Genomic DNA, 17,932 nt, shown 5'->3' on the forward strand with positions numbered 1-17,932 from the left:
TTTTTCAGATGAAAAAGTAAGCAAAAAATCTTTGTTTCATCGAGGCGATCTTGCTCACAACCCAACCCGCAGCGGAAGGCTGCCTATCAGGCTAGATGACATCCCCAAAATCCTTTTAAAAATGGATTTCGGGAAATAATCTAATGCCTGCCCATACCCACGAGGCCACGGCCGCGCTCCGCTGATACCATCGCTTGATGAAACGTTAAAAGTGCCGTTGGTCGGTCCTTATGTGACCAAGTTCTTTAGTCGCTCAACTGCATTTGCGCAGTGCAAAAGTTGAAGCATTATTACAACTGCACTTCCGGTTATTAACGGTAAATGTCGCATTTGAAGGTGTATTGTGTAACGCGAAAGGTATTCTATTTATATCGCTTCTTCCCATTATTAAACGAAGTGTCGCATTTGAATGAGTATTGAGTATAGCGTAATGCGTAGTGCGAGAAATTAAAATATCCACTACTTTATTGCTTCCAACCAAGATTAAACGAAATGTCGCATCAGTTTTGTTGCGTCTGTAGTCATTTGCCTTTGCACTGTCCAAAAAGGATGCAACAAAAATAAGCGACGGGGTTTTGGTTCCTTTTGCCCTACAAAAGGAACGCCCTGTCCTGGCTAAGGACGGAAAGGATTTGCGATGGGATTGGTATTAAGTAATGTTTAGTGCGTAATGCGAAAGGTATTCTATATTTATCGCTTCTTCCCTTTATTAAACGAAATGTCGCATCAGTTTTGTTGCGTCTGTAGTCATTTGCCTTTGCACTGTCCAAAAAGGATGCAACAAAAATAAGCGACGGGGTTTTGGTTCCTTTTGCCCTACAAAAGGAACGCCATGTCCTGGCTAAGGACGGAAAGGATTTGCGATGGACAATGCGTTTAAGAAACTCTACTACCCTTACAAAAGTATTTGCCTTGCTGCAGCATGCGGCGGAAGGGATGTGCCTCGGAAAACCCGAGGAAATGAAGGTTCACCCATAAAATCAAAAGTTATCATTGCAGATGACTGCATCTCGATGGTTGCTAAAATTAATTTAACTATCAACGGATATAGTGAGCTGTGCGTTCTACAAAAAAAAAATAGAGATAAAACATAAATACGATGCAAACAAATAAAGACATATTAATTCGCGCAAACGAAGCCGTCGCTGCCGGTCGTTACGAAGAGTTTTTGTCATACTGCGATGACGATAGCGTATGGACATTCGTAGGTGATGAAGTATTAGAGGGAAAGGTAGCGATACGGAGCTATATGGAAAAAACGTATATCGAGCCGCCGATTTTCGATGTGGAGCAACTGGTTGGTGAGGGCGACTATGTAACTGCTGTCGGCAAGATTACCCTGACCGATGCCCATAAAAAGAGTACAGTATATGACTATTGCGATATTTGGCGGGTCAAAGAGGGCAAACTGTTTACACTTAAGGCTTTTGTGATCGAGAATAAGTAAAAGAGGTGCATCATCGCACCTCTTTGAAAAAATCGTATGCCCGCAAAGGACAACATCTTTTGGAGAATATTGACTCCTAATTACTCTTTAATATCCAATTTACCGATTACGGTATCACCCTTTACAGACCGCAGGTAGCCTTCATAAGCTATTTCCAGCCCATGCAGTATCAGGCGCTCATGATCATCGCTGCTCTGATAGGTGCCGATAACTTTTCTGTGCGCTACATCGTCACCTAAGATGGCCAAAACACAAGACCTGCTATCCGGCAGAAATAATCCTACGCCGACAGTTTCTTCACCGTATTTTACGAACCAAGTTTCTTCAACCTGTTCATCTACTGTTTTGGGAATCTGCACATCTTGCGTAAGATCACCCAATGCTATACTATCAAAATTCATCATCTGCTAACAATTTACAAATAGGAGACGCTTATCAACGCGTAAAGTTTTCAGCTGCATGTAAATTGTTTAGGTGTTTTTAAGGGAAGCTATCTAGGCGTCTACATTCGGTAATTTTAATTATTTAAAAACCCCCATTTGGTGATCTACGTTCATTAGAATATGGATGGAAATAGGACGCGCACCTTTGTTATGGGCGATATACACGGAGCACACAAAGCATTAGCACAATGTTTAGAAAGATCGCCGTTCGATCGAGAACGAGACACACTAATTCAGTTGGGGGATATTACCGATGGACGTGACGAAGTATTTGAATGTGTAGAAGAATTGCTGAAGATTAAAAACTTAATAGTGCTAAAGGGCAACCACGACGTTTGGTTTAAAACCTTTATTGATGGCGCTGAACACCCTCGTCTATGGAATTTTGGAGGGATCGGCACGCTGCAATCCTACCAAAGGCATATGCAACCCGATGGCAGCTACAACAAAGAGCGCGATGGTTACACCACATCGCTCCGGTCGGATGACATTCCTCATGCGCATGCACAATTGTTTGAGCGGCAAAGGCTCTATTATATTGACGCAAAAAATCGGCTCTTTGTTCATGCTGGCTACGATCGCAACCTCGGCTTCTACGAGCAGCCGGAAGATAATTATTACTTTGACCGCTCGTTGTGGATCGATACGTTGACAGCCCAAAAAGGCGAAGGGAGGGGCATGCCTCGTTGGCAAAAAGGACCTTTTGAAGAAATTTTTATTGGTCACACTTCCACGACGAAGTGGGGTATAGACCAGCCTATGACAGCATTTAATATTACGAATGTAGACACAGGTGCCGGCCACGAGGGGCGATTGACTATTATGGACATAGACTCGAGGGAATATTGGCAGTCATCGCTTTTACCAGAATTATACCCATAACATGCTCACCGCGTATAGCCTTTTGCATCTATTCAATCACCGGTTTGCCGCAAAAAAACCTATTTATGACTTTGCTTAAATGTTAACAAATGTTAATTGTAACATTTTTATTATACATAAAAACCATGTTAGAAGGGTCATCAGCGGCTATTTTAGACGGTTTAACAAATATTTAACAACAATAATGTTACAAATAGGGAACTATCCTTCGTACATTTACGTTAAATAAGAGTTAATAATTAATGGTTTTATTAAATATAAAATGGCATGAAAAAATTAATCATCTTCAATCTACTACTTGCCGCCGGTACAACACTGGTAGCGAACTCAAATGGCGCTAATCAAAAAACAGCTGGATTTGCTACGAATGATTCGGCAATGTTTGCTAATGCTAAAGACTCGTTACTCGCGAATAGTTTAGATTCTGCAACTTTTGCTAACACACAGGATTCTGTGCTTGCTGACAGCGTAGATTCTGCAGCTTTTGCTTATACTACAGATTCATTATTTGCTAATGGTTTGGACTCTGCTACTTTTGCATACGCGACAGATTCATTAGTGGCTGATAGCGTAGATTCAGCAGCATTTGCTTATACCACAGATTCATTATTTGCTAATGGTTTGGACTCTGCTACGTTTGCATACGCGACAGACTCTATAGTGGCTGATAGCGTAGATTCTGCAGCATTCGCCTACACAACAGATTCATTATTTGCTAATGGTTTAGACTCCGCTACGTTTGCATATGCGACAGACTCAATAATGGTTGATAGCGTAGATTCAGCAGCATTCGCCTACACAACAGATTCTTTATTTGCTAATGGTTTAGACTCTGCTACATTTGCATATGCTACAGATTCGTTGCTTGCAACAGATAGCGTAGATTCAGCGGCATTTGCCTACACAACAGATTCTTTATTTGCTAATAGCTTAGACTCTGCTACGTTTGCCCATGTTGCAGATTCGTTGCTTGCAGATAGCGTAAATGCTGCGGCGCTAGCTTACACGACAAAAGTGGTTGACGTTACCGCACAAAGCAATGTGTATAATGGTGAAGTAACGCATAATGTGAGCCCTGCTTATATCCGTGAGCAAGATGCCGTGAACAGCTAAGACAGCAATATCACCTGAAATAAATAATTTGATACCTTAAAGTAAGAGGCTGTATGATTACATTAATCTACAGCCTCTTACTTTATTGAATGACTTATTGCAGCTTTGACAATAAGCTATGGCGACCAAATTGTCATTAATGATCCGTACCTGCATAAATCCACATCGGTGTTGTATTTCCGGCCCTTCGGAACCCTGCTTTTTTATAAAAGTCGACTGACTCGGCATCGGCAGTAAGCATTTGCATGTGGAAATGCGTATAGGGCTTCTGTAATAACGACATTATCTGCCGACCTATACCTCGACCATGAAAAGCTGGCAATACCAAAAGATGAGGATAGTAAACAACCAGATAGCCATCAGAAATAGCGTTTCCCAAACCAACTAGCTGTTCACCGTGCCAAGCGGTTATTAACGTATGCGAATGACGAAGCCCTTCCAGCAAAGCCTCTGGCTTAGTTGCCGCGCTCCATCCATTCGCTTGATAAAGGGGAAGTATTTGTGCATTATAGATTTCCTTGGAATCGGAGAATGTGATGTTCATGTGGTAATATAATAATATACATGCTTGTTCTTATCTAAAATTACAAAATGTTTTGGATTTCCAATGCTATCTAAAGCCCGCTCCAAGCTTCGAGAACGGTTCGCGTTTCGCACATCACCAACGGATAAACCGCAAACATTTAGGGCTTCGCAACTGTTAATAAGCTGAGGTTATAACATAGGATAGTAAACAATGAATTCACCCTTAATATTTCAATTTATCTCCGAGCCCTCTGATGTTAATTACGGTGGGAAAGTGCACGGAGGCAGTGTCATGAAGTGGATTGACCAAGCAGGGTATGCCTGCGCCAGTACCTGGAGTAGTCGATACTGCGTAACCGTTTACGTTGGTGGGATTAGGTTTTATCAACCGATAAAAATAGGACAAATTGTTAAAGTGGAAGCGCATGTCATCTACACGGGCTCGACAAGTATGCATATTGCTATTGATGTTTTCGCACGCGACCTAAAAAGTCCGGCATTTGAAAAGAAAACGCATTGCATTATCGTTTTTGTCGCGATGGATGATGATAATAAACCCGCTTTAGTACCGAAATGGATTCCTGTTACGGAGGAAGAAAAGCTACAGGAGGAATACGCTAAAAGGCTGATGGGACACCGGAAACAGATCGAAGAAGAAATGAAGCCATTTTTATAAAGAATGACCATTTCCCTGTACGGCCGTATAAACAATGAAGCCTTTTAAAGGCCCAATTAACTGTTTAAGAAAATTTGTGCTATGCAACAACTTAGCTCAGGTATCAATGCAAATTGCAATAGGCATAGTAACATAGATTCGGAATCGATAGGAATTTTGAAATTGTAAATACAATCATTTAGGCGGAGCAATACTGGATGCACGCTCCGCGTTATGGTGTCGTATGTAAGCGTAGCTTAAAACACGTTTTGAATGATTGTGAACTGTTAAGCACTTTTTTTGTAGGTAGCTAAGTGTTTTTGCAATATTTTTTTTGAATGGTGAATTCTAGTTTTGATTGTCCCTTCAGGCATGTCAAAATGTTCCGCAAGCTCTTTATATTTAAAACCGTCAACATACATGGAGAAGATTTCATAATTCTCACTCGAAAGTTTGCTCATGGCAAATTGAATATCACCCATTGTGAATTTGCCTTCTACATTATTGCGAGCGAATGGCTCTGTACAACCCTGGTCACGCAACTCAGCAATCTGAGCATTTTCATATTGCGATCTTTTCTGTCTTCTGCGGTAGTTATTAATGTACAGGTTTTTCATGATCACATATAACCACGAAAGTAGCTTCGGATTGTTTGTATACTCATCAGCATATTTCACGGATTTGATTAAAGTCTCTTGCACTAAATCTTCTACATCGTCCGGATCACTGGTGAATTTGTAAGCAAAGTTTGTTAAAATGGATCTGCTGTCTTCAATTTGTCTGTTAAGTTGTAAACTGTTCATAACGCTCCGTTTTTATGTTTAAGAATGATATACTGTTTAAAGCAATAAGGGTGCTATTTTGTAGAGAAATTCTGACACGAATGGCGTAAAAAGGGGCCTCAAAAAAAATACCTATGGCTTAGGTATATTTTATTACAGGCAATAATGTTGGGGAATCGCGCATTAAGGGCAATAATTTAGTATCAATCGAAGATTACCCAAATTCAAGAAATAGTATTTAATTTTTCCAATTGGGTATTTATTTTTGAGTAGCTCAAACAGAAATCCGCGTTGCGTTTCAAATAACTGGACGCTAACTATACATTATTGTGTGCTGTTTTGACCAGTCTGCGTCCAATCACACCGCTTTACTAATAGGAGAATATACTCGTAATGTCTAGATCACGCGTTCAACCTTCAAAATGACGAAGCTAGGGGACGATTATATTGACTTGCCACTTTGATATTCACTCTCGGCATCCCGCTCAAGATCAATATCGCCCAAATTGCGGTTCCAATTTATATTTTGCAAGGAAGGTCGATACAGCTCATGCACTGCCCGAAAGATATAGTCTTCATCGTGCCATATCGAACCTTTAAATCCAACTGGCCTATGCATATGTCTAGAATCATGTTTATCTGAGCCTTCCGTTTGCATTAAAACATAACCAAAACATAGAAAATGGATATTCCGATACTTTAATATAGTTTCTGAGAAATATCTTGTCATTCTTCAGGGTATCTGTGTTTTTTTGTTTCATTGCTGTTTACTAGCGGGTGTTTGTAAATTTTTATTCTTTAAAAATAATTTAAAGTGAAATATTGTTATATTTGATAAGACTCTATGTCATAGGTTTGTCTATTAGGTTGTTAGCTTCGGGTGTGGCCACATTCGAAGCTGCCAAAATTTATTAACGACAAAAACATTAAACTATGGAAAAATTTAAAAAAGTCCTCTTCGGACTGGTTATTTCAGCGTCAGTAGTTGCTTGTTCTAAAAGCGCAGATCCACAAATTGACACAGCGCAAACAGATTTTGAAACTCTTGAAATACAAAGGGCCGATATACCCCCCGGTTTTGAAAATGCACGTGTCTGCCGAGATTTAGACCCAATAAACGGTACGGATCCCAGAGGTGCTATCTTAAGGCCTACAAAATGGCCTAATGGAAGCGTGATTACCGTTCGTCTGTATGGTGGAACAGAAAAGGTTCGTGCTCGAGTAAGGGAATATGCAAGCGAATGGTCGCAATATGCTAACATCACTTTCCGGTTTGTTCAAAGCGGCACAGCGCAGATCCGCGTTACGTTTGTAGAGGGTGCCGGTTCCTATTCTGCCCTTGGAACGGCAGCTTTAAGTAGATTACCCAACCAAGAAACAATGAACTTCGGCTGGTTTAACGATAGGACTTCGGAAGCTGAACTCAGGGCAACAACGCTGCATGAATTTGGACATGTATTAGGTATGATTCACGAGCAACAACATCCCGAAGCTGCTATTCCATGGAATGTTGAGGCCGCGTACGCGTATTTTGGAGGTCCGCCTAATGGATGGAGTAAAGCCCAAGTGGACGTGAACATCTTCCAGCGATATGCAACATCGCAAACGCAATTTAGTGCATACGACCCTCGTTCTATTATGCACTATCCCATCAGTAGTGAGCTAACTACGAATGGATTTTGGGTTGGTTGGAATAACCAATTGTCTGAAACTGATAAGCAATTTATTGCGCAGGCTTATCCGAAAAACTAAAAGATAAAGTGGGAATGTTTTCGTGTATCCTCCATGTGCAGGATACACGATCTTTCACCTATTATACAAAGCAAAAATGCATATATGTTTTATTGCGCTGCTTTTTACGCTCTGCTGTTTTCATGTATCGGCGCAGCGTAGTGCAACAGGTTTTTTTGTAGCACCGCGCATCAACTGGGCACAGGAAAAATTAAATTGGAGCATTGCAGGCAATGACGAAGGCAACAATCCGAATGTATTGTCTGAATTGATATGGGAGGAGCTCCGTGGTCCTCAGTTTGAAATTGCCTCAGGAATACAACTATTCAATAAGGTATACATTAGGGGAGCGCTAACGTACCAACGTATCACAGTGGGGAAGGTGAGCGATACGGATTATGCGGACAATAATCGCGGATCTCCAACGGCCATTTTCAATTTAAAGGCAAATCAAGGGAAGACACTCAATTACCGTCTGGGATTATTTTATCAATTTTGGTCCAATGGCCGCTTTTCTGTAATGCCACACGTGGAGTATTTCGGGCGTCAGCAGACACTTTATATGCTAGATGGGGAAGTGCCTTTAATTGTTGGAAGAGAGTTGCGAAGTACATATCGACCAAGCTGGAACGGAGCGCTAGTTGGTGTGGAGATTAGGTATAGCCGTAATCGATTTATTTTGGACTATGATATCGCTGTTTCGCGCGTTATGCGTTATGCTGCGGAAGCAAACTGGAATTTGCAGGATGATTTTAGACAGCCTGTTAGTTTTGTACACCAGGCAAAAGGCAACGGCTGGGAGACCACTCTTACCGCAGGATACGAGATTAATGCTGCAATAAGACCATTTATGCACGCACGCTACTCGCATCTCCTTATCGGCAATGGAACTGATGAGTTGTACCGCGCTGACGGGCAAGTTTTTACTACACAGTTAAATGGTGTTTATTCCAGTGGTATAAGCGTCGGGGCAGGCATACAGTTTGTTTGGACAAAGCGTTCTAAGAGGTATTAATGTTGCTGTACGTATTCAACGACTATAACTACATCTCATAACCGCAAGACTCTAGAATCAATGCGCGAAGTAATGGGATATACATCTTGGTGTCTTTCAATATCGAGGTTTTCCTTCCCGATCCCAACAAATGAAGTCTCTCTTCCGGAAAGCTGTATTTTGTCATCCTGCAGCGTTACCGTTGCCCAAATAGGATCCTCATACACCAATGTATGTCGTAGTATAGGATTTTCTGTGTAAAACTTTTCATCGAATTGTTGCGCCTGATAATCTTCGCCAACCCAATAATACGAAGCGCTGTTAATTTGAACGTAGTGTATACCGTTAATTTCATTATGATAATTAAGGTGATGATGCCCGGAAAGAACCAATTGTACTTTCGTAAATTGTGATCGTATGTTCTCTTGCTCTAAGAGATAGCGCACTTCCATACCGTTTTCTAAGCCATCAATAGTATTGTCCAGACCCTGATGGCAAAAAACTATTGTGGGATTTTTATTTTCCATCAAATCTTTCTTCAGCCAATCTAATTGCTGCTTTCCAATACGTCTTGGGTATCCGCTTGTTTGGGTGCCCGGGATTTTTTCATTTCCATTTAGTATGACAAAATGATAACCCATTTTATCAAATGAGTAATAAGCTGCAGGCATGTTCCAAAAATTCACGACTTGTTGATGCGTAAAGCCTTGGTCCGTGTCGTGATTGCCGATGACATGATAATTCTCGGGAAAGCTATTCCACAAATCTATCGCGTCTTTATTTTGCTCCGCAGGTATACAAAAATCACCTAATTGTATAATAAAGTCAGGCTTTTCCTGCTGCATCTTGTCGATGAAAAGTTGCAAACGGCGTTTACTATCGTGCATAAGGTCGATGTGTAAATCACTAATAACGCTAAATTTTAGCTTTCTGGCCGCAGATCGTTTTCCTGCAGCCGCCCAGCTTTGGCGTTGAGGAACTAAGAGCCCTATTGCAGCCGAGCCGGCTATAGATAAAAACATTTTTCTTGTGACCATATATACAGTGTTGTATGATTATACGTTAAATTCTCTTCTCGTTTTGCAATCGCTTGTGCAATACCAAAACCATTAGTTGATGCCTACTGTAACCAATTTAAAATCTATATTAAACAAAAGTTTACAAATAATAAAAATATTTTGCTGATTATTCTTTAAATAATTCTTTTTAATTGGACAATACTTGTGATACAAATGGACATTTACAATAGGTATTGTTTGGGCATAACATAGGTTACTCTCCAACGATTACATAATAATTTCTTAATGTTTAAATATTACAAATACTAAACATTTGAATTACATTTGTCTTTAAAATGATATTAAAAAGAATATATGTTCAATATTTGTAAATATTAGATTTTCAATGTATGTGTTTTACTAAAGCGACTGCGCCAGGTGTTTGGGTTGAAATTTGGGAAGAGCGTATCGAAATTTAACAACGTTAATTAACTACCATCTATAATGAAATACAGCAACGCAATGCGCCAACTGAAGCGCAGAATCAAATTACGCTATCGACGCCTGAAGTGCGGGGTGTTAGCTCTTACCTTTATCAGCTTTTTGGCCAGCCCCCGTGCATACGCCATAGACGTAAAAAGCATGGACAACCATTTACCAAACGCATCCGCTCTGCAACAATACATTCGGGGGAAAATTGTGGAAGGTAGTGTGCCTCTCGCTGGAGTATCAATCGTCGTAAAAGGAAATGCTGCAATAGCTGCTGTTTCCGCTCAAGACGGTACTTTTGAGCTCCCCGTTAAGAAAGAAGTTCTGCTGCAGATTTCGTTAGTGGGTTATAAGTCGCGTGAAGTTGTTGCACAGGAAAACATGGTTGTTGAACTCGAGGCGGGAAGCACCGTACTTGACGAGGCAGTGGTGGTGGGCTTTGGCACACAAAAGAAGGTCAATTTAACGGGATCGGTAGACCAGATATCTTCCAAGCAGTTCGAGAACAGACCCGTAACAAATCTAGGATCTGCATTGCAAGGCCTAATTCCGAATCTAAATATCACCAATCCAAGTGGAAACCCTGCGGCGGAACCAACTTTCAATATCCGTGGAACGACCTCTATCAATGGGGGCGGCCCCCTAATTTTGGTTGATAACGTTCCGCTCACTGAGGCAGAGGTTGCGCGACTTAATCCAAATGATTTCGAAACGGTAACCGTGCTAAAGGACGCTTCCTCGGCAGCTATTTATGGCGCTCGGGCAGCTTTTGGAGTGGTGTTGATCACAACGAAGTCGGCAAAAGCGGGCAAAACCCAATTTAATCTAGGCTACAATTCGGCATGGCGCACGGTTGGGAAACTACCGGAAATTGTAACAGATCCACTTACGGTGATGGAATATAAACGTCAGGCAGCCGCTCCACTTTACGATCTATTTCCGGAGGCTGTGCGGCAATACGCCGCGCAGCTGCAAAACGATCCTTCGCTACCGCGGGTCATTTTAGACCCGACTAATACTTTGAATTATATGTATTATGGATCGACGGACTGGATGGGGGAGGCGTATAAAAAAATCGCGCCGACACATACCGTCAATCTGAGCGTGGCAAAGAAAGTAGATAAACTGGATTATCTCTTTTCAGGCGAATACTATAAGCAGCAAGGTATGCTTAGATACGGTGAAGACGAACTTACCCGCTATAATGCAAGGGGGAAAGTAAACTTGGAAATAAACGATTGGTTATCCTTCGGAAACAATACATTGCTTACCGTTAGAGACCTAGATGCCCCTATATTTATGGGAGACGACTTTTTTTGGAACGTTAACCGCACAAGTTCCCTCGATGTACCCAAAAATCCGGATGGTAGCTGGACGCAGGCCGGCGCGGGGTTATTGGGCAGAATGCAGGACGGGGGCCGTACCACACGCTCCATTAACGAATTTCAATCATCGTTTCAAACGCGCGCTACCCTGCTGAAAGACATCTGGACAGTTAATGCAGACCTTACCTTTCGCCGTACTTCCGGAAATACCAATTCTTTCGATATTCCCATACCCTACCGAACAGGGCCGGCAACAGAAATTAAATATGCCGGATCGACGACTTCGTATGCGACCAAAGAAAATGAGAGCACGAAATATGATGTATTGAACCTTTACAGCAACTTGCAGAAAACCTTCGGCATGCATCAACTCACGTTCCTATTAGGTTACAATCAGGAATACAGGAAAACCGAATGGTCATCATTACGTCGCAACGACCTCTTATCGCCTTCTATACCAACACCTGAACTGGCATCCGGAACGATGACTACGCGTCATACCATAGACGATTGGGCTGTACGGGGCCTGTTCTACCGATTAACATACGGCTATAATGATACATATCTATTAGAATTAAATGGCCGCTACGATGGTTCTTCAAAATTTCCAAAGGCTAGCCGATGGGGATTTTTTCCATCCGCCTCAGCAGCTTGGGTGGTATCGCAGGAACGTTTCTTTACACCTTTGAAATCGGTTGTTAATTTCCTTAAATTTCGCGGATCATATGGAGAATTGGGAAACCAAAATATAGCCAACTATGCCTATCTGCCCACGCTCTCAACCGAAAAAATTGATTGGGTGCTGGGCGCGGAGCGGCCAATGGGAATGAATCCACCCGGAGCAATTTCTAATTCTTTTACTTGGGAAAAGGTCTCTACTTTAAATTTTGGAATCGACCTAGCTACATTAAACAATCGATTGAACCTCATGTTCGACAAATATGTCCGCAGAACTGAGGGGATGTTAGTGCCTGGACGTACCTTGCCGGCAGTCTTCGGTACAGATTCGCCAAGGATGAATGCCGGCGACTTGAAAACTGAGGGATGGGATATGCGGCTTAGCTGGCGCGATCAACTTACTTTGGCAGGCTCGCCCTTTAGTTACGAAGCAGCTTTTGTGCTTTCCAACTATCAAGCCCATATTACCCGATATGATAATCCGACTAATTTGTTAGCTGACTATTTTGTCGGACAACGATTGGGAAGCATATGGGGCTATACCTATGATGGCGTGTTTGAAAATCAACAACAATTAGATGCCTTGAACATGGTTGATATAGGAAATACAAATCAAGGAGGGAACTCCTACATTGGCGATGTAAAATTCAAAGATCAAAACGGCGACGGCAGGATAAATGCGGGGAAAAGAACCTTAGACGATCACGGTGATATGTCGATCATAGGCAACAGTTATACGCAACTGCCTTATAGTTTTGACTTAAGTGGAAATTGGAAAGGCATCAGTATGCGGGTTTTCTTGCAGGGCGTAGGTAAGAGAGACTGGTATCCGCCAGGTAATCATGTATACTTTTGGGGAATATACGCGCAGCCGTGGACAAATGTAACAAAACAAAACCTTGACCATTGGGCACCGGAAAACCCGAATGGCTACTTTCCTGCCGTGCGTGCGTATGCTGCGGAGGTCGGCGGGAGGTCACTTGGTGCAGCTAATGATCACTATCTGCAGGATGCCCGCTACTTGCGGGTAAAGAATGTAACATTAGGGTATTCGTTACCGCTCAGGTGGGTGGAATCGATGGGACTAAACCGCTTGCAAGTTTACTGCAGCGGAGAAAATCTGTTCGAAAAATCCAACCTCGATGTTCCGCTGGATCCGGAAGGGCTGGAAGGTAGAATTTACCCCTTCCAACGGACGTATTCTTTCGGTATGAATTTAAGTTTTTAAATAAGAGCACATGAAAAATTATCTATATATAGGGTTTATCCTATCCGTTATACTACACAGCAGCTGTAATGACGACTTTCTGGATCGTTCGCCCCAGACAAGCGTAACGGAAGAAAGCACATTCAAAACAGTCGCAGATCTAGAGATATACACCAACAGTATGTATGGCATGCTGTCACCAGCTTACAGCGATGGCTTCTCGGATAACATTGCTGCGTTGAGCGGCGCCTCGACCACCAACAATATGGTCCGCGGAACCCTTACGGCCGCGAACGCCGACGGATGGGATGACTGGGAGAGCCTGAGAAGAATTAACTTTATGCTGCAAAATCTGCATAAAGCTGTTGGCGACCAAGCCGCTATTGACCACTTCACAGGAATTGCACGCTTCTACCGTGCATATTGGTATTACAATATGGTTATGCGTTATGGCGATGTGCCCTGGTACGGGAGGGTTTTAGGAGAGCAAGAGAGCGAAGAACTGACGAAGGGACAAGACTCCCGGGAGTTGGTTGTCGATTCCATCATGGTTGACCTGGAGTATGCAGCAGCGCATATCCAGCCTAGCGGTACGAATATGCGAATCACGAGATGGGCAGCTTTAGCGCTTATGTCCCGCATCGCGCTGTATGAAGGCAGTTACCGTAAATATCATGGATACCTGAACCTCGCCACTTCAGCAAACATGTATTTTGAAAAAGCCGCCAGTGCCGCTAAGCAAGTTATGGACGAGGGAGGCTTCGCTCTTCATAGTACAGGTAATCATGCTGAAGACTTCCGGAGCTTGTTTTCAAGTTCGGATCTCTCGGCGAATAAGGAAATTATATTTCTATGGAAAAACAGCCGCGGAGAAGGTGTAGCGAATAACACGCATACCGTGTTTGACTACCAATGGGCCTTCAGTAAGGATCTTATGGAAGAGTTTTTGATGTCCGACGGTTCAAGGTTTACCGATCTTCCGGGCTATGAATCAATGGCCATCACAGAAATATTTAGAAACAGGGATCCCCGATTGGGAGAAACTATGATGCAACCCGGATTCAAAACAAATCCACAGCTAGATATACCGTATGTATTGAAGCCTACTTTCGGCGGTTACCTCCAAGTAAAGTTTTACCCACGCGATCGCGGCATGCGTTTGGGATGGAACCTAAACTATACTGATCTTCCGATTTTGCGCTATGCAGAAGTACTACTAAATTACGCAGAAGCGAAGGCGGAATTAGGGACGCTAGATCAATCTGATCTGGATGCGACAGTCGGACAGCTGCGCCAACGAGTGGGGCTTCCTAAGCTAGATCTTTTGCAGGCCAATGCAGATGTAGATCCGCAGTTAGCGACCCGTTATCCTAATGTCAACGAAAACAAAGGTGTGGTTTTAGAGATACGTAGGGAACGGAGAGTGGAGCTTGCAGGGGAGGGCTCTAGAGCCAACGATTTAAATAGGTGGTTTGTGGGCGAGCTGTTTGCAACAGCGCCAAAAGGTATGTTTGTCAAGCAGCTTGGCGCGATGGATGTTACGGGCGATGGAAACCCTGATATCGCTATTTTGGAAAGTCCGTCGCAACAAGAACCTATCGCTAATTTGCCAGAAGACACAAAAGAACGTCTAGTGCGCTATTACCTAAGTGAAAATGTGATCTACCTGTCAAATGGAAACAGCGGACATATTATGTTTACACGAGATAAAACACAGCCTCGATTGTGGAAAGATGGCCCACAGTATTATTACCGGCCGATTCCGCTTCAGCAAACAGTGCTTAATCCAAATCTTCGGCAACCTTTTGGCTGGGAATAATAGCGTAAAATCAGAGCTTTCAAATTACTGTAATGCACCGTTTGTATGCATTACGGTAATTTGACTATTTTAAACAACAATTTTATACCTATGGAATGTTTATGCTTGCCAAACATAGTCACACAAAAGAATAATCTGGCCATTTCCCATGGCAGTAAAAAAACACATCGACCCTTAGCGAGCTCATAAAAAACTTAATCATGCGATACTACTCTTTGCTTTTCTTCTTCTTTTTGTGCTCGTTTTTGCAGGCACAGATATCCGGACGCGTTTTTATAGACGCGAATAATAACGGCCTCTACGACCTCTCGGAGAAAGGTGTGGCTAATGTTTGTATTTCGGATGGATTCACAGTCGTACAGACGAATGTTGATGGTCTCTTTACACTATCTCCTCAAGCAGATAGCCGTTTTTTATTTATGACTACCCCATTTGGATATTTTGCTGCAAATGGACATTACCTGAAGTTGCAGGATTCGACATTATCAACGCTTGATTTTCCGCTACAGCACGATCCCCATCAGCAAAAAGATTTCCTGGATTTTATACAGATAACCGACACCGAAACATCGATATACGGAACTTGGATTGATAATGTGCGTAATTTTTCGCGGGCCAATAAATCGTCTTTTATCATGCACACCGGTGATATTTGCTATGAAGATGGGATGCGTTTCCATGCACAGCAAGTAAATAGTAAGCTGATGGGAAGACCGGTGTATTATACGGTGGGAAATCATGATTTGGTGAAGGGAGCGTATGGCGAGCAGATGTTTGAGAGCTTATTTGGTCCGAGCTACTATTCGTTTGAAGCGGGCCCTGCACATTTTGTGGTAACCCCAATGTGGAATGGTGATTATAAGCCAAGTTATACAAAGGATCAAGTCATAGCTTGGTTGAAGCAAGATTTGCTGTTGAAAGGAAAAGACAAGCCACTAATTTTTATCAACCATGATTTTGACATAGGCTCAGATTATGTATTGCGTGGTGAGCGAGATTCTATTGATCTGAAGCACTTCAATTTGAAAGCTTGGCTCTTTGGTCATTGGCACGATAACTTTGTTTGGAACGATATCGAAAACGACGTAAAGATTGTATCAAGCAATGCACCTAACAAAGGGGGGATTGATCACGCTGTCGAACAATTTTTACACATTAAACTGACCGGGGCGGGAATAGCGTCTATCACGCCTCGCTACACCAATTTGCGTAGCCATGTGAAAATCGCCAAGCCTGTGCTGACAGAAAATAAGCTGAAGCTGCACGCTATCGCGTACGATAGTGATCGACCAATTAAAAATGTGAGCGCTTCAATTCTAGATGCAGAGAGAAATCTTCTCAGCACTTTTGATCTTAGTGCTGTTAGCGACTGGGCATGGGAAGGGCATACACGGGAAGACATAAATCGCGACCGCTACGTGGAGCTACAGGTGAACTACGTCAATGGTGAATATGACATTCGGAGGGAGTATTTTGGCGAAAATAAGAAAATGCCGTCGATGGATTTGATTTGGACAAGCAATCTTGAATCAAATATATGGAAAGCAGGTCCTCTGCTGCATGGTGGGAAGGTTTATGCGGCAACCATAGACGATGCCGGAAACGGTAAGGCAGCGATCATCGCGCTAAACGCAGCTACCGGTAAGCAAATATGGCGATTTAACACAAAAAATTCTGTAAAGCAAAAAATGCGTATTGCGGCCGGGATCCTCGTAACGACAGATGTGGAAGGCAACGTATATGCATTGGATGCTGAGACAGGTGCGTTAATCTGGCAGAAGGAGCTACATTTAGGCCGCACATTGCCCAATTATATGTCGGCCGGCGCGCTGCAGGATAATGTGTATTATACTGGTTTTGGGTCTTACCTGTCGGCGCTCGATCTCCAAACGGGTCAGTTGCTTTGGAAGAACAGGGACTGGAATGGAGGACAAGCTATGCCCGGCGAGTTATATGCCACCGCCACCAGCCTCATTACCGGCGCCAACTGGAACAGCTTATTTCTACACGATCGCCGAACAGGGAAACTATTATGGAGCAAAAAGGATGAAGGCATTCGTTTTCGAAGTAGTGGAATTGCGATGGATGGTCAACATCTGTTCGTTGCAGGGTTAAACACGCTGTTTGTATTGGACGAACCTTCGGGAAAAGAAATCCGTAAACATACCTTTTCAGAAGACTTTAAGTCGATGGGTTCACCATTAGTTCATGATGACTTGCTGGTCGTGCCCACAGGCAATTGTGGCATAATGGCTGTCGATAAACAAAGCTTAGAAAAAAGGTGGCATTTCACGACGAGAGAGTCATTAATTTATACCTCATCTTACACATCGCCAGAGCGCCACGAACTTGTTGCGACAGTAGAGTCAGCAGTGGTGCCGTTTAAAGATTATTTCGTGTTTGGAGGTTCAGACGGCTTTTTATATATGGTTGACCGCAGGGGCAAGCTAATCGCAGAATTAGAGATAGGCGCGCCTATTCTAGGGGATCCTTTCATAGCAGACGATGAAATTTTTATTACAGATTTCGCGGGCAATGTCCATCGAATACACTTCAAATCATAACGCCATCGCATTTGCCTTTTATCGCAACCCTAAGATTCCAACTATTTGTAAAAAACTAGTTATATTTAGTATTTGTAAACATAGTTGTGTATTTTCGAAAGAGTGTTGCAATGCTGAGCAGTTAATAGTGGTTTAGCATTTCTTTTGATTGTGTCTAAAGCGTCACATAGTAAGGACTTTAAAAAATAAAAGGAGCGTCTAGATAGAATGCTGCAATTTAAAAATGGATCTGGCAACGCACTTCCATTGTAAACCTATGAGCTACTAAATTTATAAACCA

14 protein-coding genes are annotated in these 17,932 nt (G+C 42.6%); 9 read left to right on the forward strand and 5 right to left on the reverse strand.

Translation table 11 applies throughout. From position 1 onward, the window contains the following. Positions 1–1,099: 1,099 nt before the first annotated feature. Positions 1,100–1,447, forward strand: coding sequence for a nuclear transport factor 2 family protein (locus DI53_RS16755; RefSeq protein WP_037502484.1), 348 nt, complete (start codon positions 1,100–1,102; stop codon positions 1,445–1,447). A gap of 80 nt (positions 1,448–1,527) precedes the next feature. Here the strand turns inward: DI53_RS16755 and DI53_RS16760 are convergent, their stop codons facing one another. Then, positions 1,528–1,851, reverse strand: a complete 324-nt coding sequence (locus tag DI53_RS16760; protein ID WP_131555337.1) for a hypothetical protein — start codon at positions 1,849–1,851, stop codon at positions 1,528–1,530. Between the two features lie 159 nt (positions 1,852–2,010). Here DI53_RS16760 and DI53_RS16765 point away from each other — a divergent pair, with 159 nt between their 5' ends. Together DI53_RS16765 and DI53_RS16770 are read left to right on the forward strand one after the other, a co-directional pair. Continuing rightward, positions 2,011–2,772 (forward strand): metallophosphoesterase, encoded by a 762-nt coding sequence (locus DI53_RS16765; RefSeq protein WP_037502490.1) that lies wholly within the window; start codon positions 2,011–2,013, stop codon positions 2,770–2,772. 267 nt (positions 2,773–3,039) lie between these two features. After that, complete coding sequence (locus DI53_RS16770) at positions 3,040–3,885, forward strand: hypothetical protein (RefSeq protein WP_037502493.1); 846 nt, start codon at positions 3,040–3,042, stop codon at positions 3,883–3,885. A 136-nt stretch (positions 3,886–4,021) separates the two neighbouring features. Here DI53_RS16770 and DI53_RS16775 read toward each other — a convergent pair whose 3' ends face one another. Beyond that, complete coding sequence (locus DI53_RS16775; protein ID WP_037502495.1) at positions 4,022–4,429, reverse strand: GNAT family N-acetyltransferase; 408 nt, start codon at positions 4,427–4,429, stop codon at positions 4,022–4,024. A gap of 192 nt (positions 4,430–4,621) precedes the next feature. Here DI53_RS16775 and DI53_RS16780 point away from each other — a divergent pair, with 192 nt between their 5' ends. Continuing rightward, positions 4,622–5,086 (forward strand): acyl-CoA thioesterase, encoded by a 465-nt coding sequence (locus DI53_RS16780; protein ID WP_037502498.1) that lies wholly within the window; start codon positions 4,622–4,624, stop codon positions 5,084–5,086. A gap of 266 nt (positions 5,087–5,352) precedes the next feature. Here the strand turns inward: DI53_RS16780 and DI53_RS16785 are convergent, their stop codons facing one another. Together DI53_RS16785 and DI53_RS20380 are read right to left on the reverse strand one after the other, a co-directional pair. Next, complete coding sequence (locus DI53_RS16785; RefSeq protein ID WP_037502501.1) at positions 5,353–5,868, reverse strand: RNA polymerase sigma factor; 516 nt, start codon at positions 5,866–5,868, stop codon at positions 5,353–5,355. 421 nt (positions 5,869–6,289) lie between these two features. Further along, the gene (locus DI53_RS20380; protein WP_157836791.1) at positions 6,290–6,466 is read right to left on the reverse strand and encodes a hypothetical protein; all 177 of its coding nucleotides are present in this window, start codon (positions 6,464–6,466) and stop codon (positions 6,290–6,292) included. A 314-nt stretch (positions 6,467–6,780) separates the two neighbouring features. Here DI53_RS20380 and DI53_RS16795 point away from each other — a divergent pair, with 314 nt between their 5' ends. Both DI53_RS16795 and DI53_RS16800 read left to right on the forward strand, forming a co-directional pair. Next, complete coding sequence (locus DI53_RS16795) at positions 6,781–7,599, forward strand: matrixin family metalloprotease (RefSeq protein ID WP_037502507.1); 819 nt, start codon at positions 6,781–6,783, stop codon at positions 7,597–7,599. A 76-nt stretch (positions 7,600–7,675) separates the two neighbouring features. Then, positions 7,676–8,593: a hypothetical protein gene (locus DI53_RS16800; protein WP_052072510.1), complete on the forward strand. Its 918-nt coding sequence runs from the start codon at positions 7,676–7,678 to the stop codon at positions 8,591–8,593. Between the two features lie 35 nt (positions 8,594–8,628). On the opposite strand, the gene DI53_RS16805 is transcribed toward DI53_RS16800, so the two are convergent. After that, positions 8,629–9,609 carry a metallophosphoesterase family protein gene (locus DI53_RS16805; RefSeq protein ID WP_037502510.1) on the reverse strand — a complete coding sequence of 327 codons (981 nt, stop codon included), beginning with the start codon at positions 9,607–9,609 and terminating at the stop codon, positions 8,629–8,631. Positions 9,610–10,074: 465 nt separating this feature from the next. On the opposite strand from DI53_RS16805, the gene DI53_RS16810 reads away from it, so the two are divergent. The 3 genes from DI53_RS16810 to DI53_RS16820 all read left to right on the forward strand — a co-directional run bounded on the left by DI53_RS16810 (position 10,075) and on the right by DI53_RS16820 (position 17,652). After that, positions 10,075–13,290, forward strand: coding sequence for a SusC/RagA family TonB-linked outer membrane protein (locus DI53_RS16810; RefSeq protein ID WP_052072511.1), 3,216 nt, complete (start codon positions 10,075–10,077; stop codon positions 13,288–13,290). A 10-nt stretch (positions 13,291–13,300) separates the two neighbouring features. Continuing rightward, on the forward strand, positions 13,301–15,088 hold the full coding sequence (locus tag DI53_RS16815; protein WP_037502513.1) for a RagB/SusD family nutrient uptake outer membrane protein: 1,788 nt from the start codon (positions 13,301–13,303) through the stop codon (positions 15,086–15,088). A gap of 200 nt (positions 15,089–15,288) precedes the next feature. After that, positions 15,289–17,652: an outer membrane protein assembly factor BamB family protein gene (locus DI53_RS16820; RefSeq protein WP_071790519.1), complete on the forward strand. Its 2,364-nt coding sequence runs from the start codon at positions 15,289–15,291 to the stop codon at positions 17,650–17,652. Positions 17,653–17,932 lie beyond the last annotated feature (280 nt).

Origin of the sequence: Sphingobacterium deserti (assembly GCF_000757725.1) — a bacterium.
GTDB lineage: Bacteria > Bacteroidota > Bacteroidia > Sphingobacteriales > Sphingobacteriaceae > Sphingobacterium > Sphingobacterium deserti.

Bases quoted from the DNA above. Each gene is read 5' to 3' on its own strand.
- DI53_RS16755 (WP_037502484.1), top strand. From the start codon at position 1,100: ATGCAAACAAATAAAGACATATTAATTCGCGCAAACGAAGCCGTCGCT.
- DI53_RS16760 (WP_131555337.1), bottom strand. From the start codon at position 1,851: ATGATGAATTTTGATAGTATAGCATTGGGTGATCTTACGCAAGATGTG.
- DI53_RS16765 (WP_037502490.1), top strand. From the start codon at position 2,011: ATGGATGGAAATAGGACGCGCACCTTTGTTATGGGCGATATACACGGA.
- DI53_RS16770 (WP_037502493.1), top strand. From the start codon at position 3,040: ATGAAAAAATTAATCATCTTCAATCTACTACTTGCCGCCGGTACAACA.
- DI53_RS16775 (WP_037502495.1), bottom strand. From the start codon at position 4,429: ATGAACATCACATTCTCCGATTCCAAGGAAATCTATAATGCACAAATA.
- DI53_RS16780 (WP_037502498.1), top strand. From the start codon at position 4,622: ATGAATTCACCCTTAATATTTCAATTTATCTCCGAGCCCTCTGATGTT.
- DI53_RS16785 (WP_037502501.1), bottom strand. From the start codon at position 5,868: ATGAACAGTTTACAACTTAACAGACAAATTGAAGACAGCAGATCCATT.
- DI53_RS20380 (WP_157836791.1), bottom strand. From the start codon at position 6,466: ATGCATAGGCCAGTTGGATTTAAAGGTTCGATATGGCACGATGAAGAC.
- DI53_RS16795 (WP_037502507.1), top strand. From the start codon at position 6,781: ATGGAAAAATTTAAAAAAGTCCTCTTCGGACTGGTTATTTCAGCGTCA.
- DI53_RS16800 (WP_052072510.1), top strand. From the start codon at position 7,676: ATGCATATATGTTTTATTGCGCTGCTTTTTACGCTCTGCTGTTTTCAT.
- DI53_RS16805 (WP_037502510.1), bottom strand. From the start codon at position 9,609: ATGGTCACAAGAAAAATGTTTTTATCTATAGCCGGCTCGGCTGCAATA.
- DI53_RS16810 (WP_052072511.1), top strand. From the start codon at position 10,075: ATGAAATACAGCAACGCAATGCGCCAACTGAAGCGCAGAATCAAATTA.
- DI53_RS16815 (WP_037502513.1), top strand. From the start codon at position 13,301: ATGAAAAATTATCTATATATAGGGTTTATCCTATCCGTTATACTACAC.
- DI53_RS16820 (WP_071790519.1), top strand. From the start codon at position 15,289: ATGCGATACTACTCTTTGCTTTTCTTCTTCTTTTTGTGCTCGTTTTTG.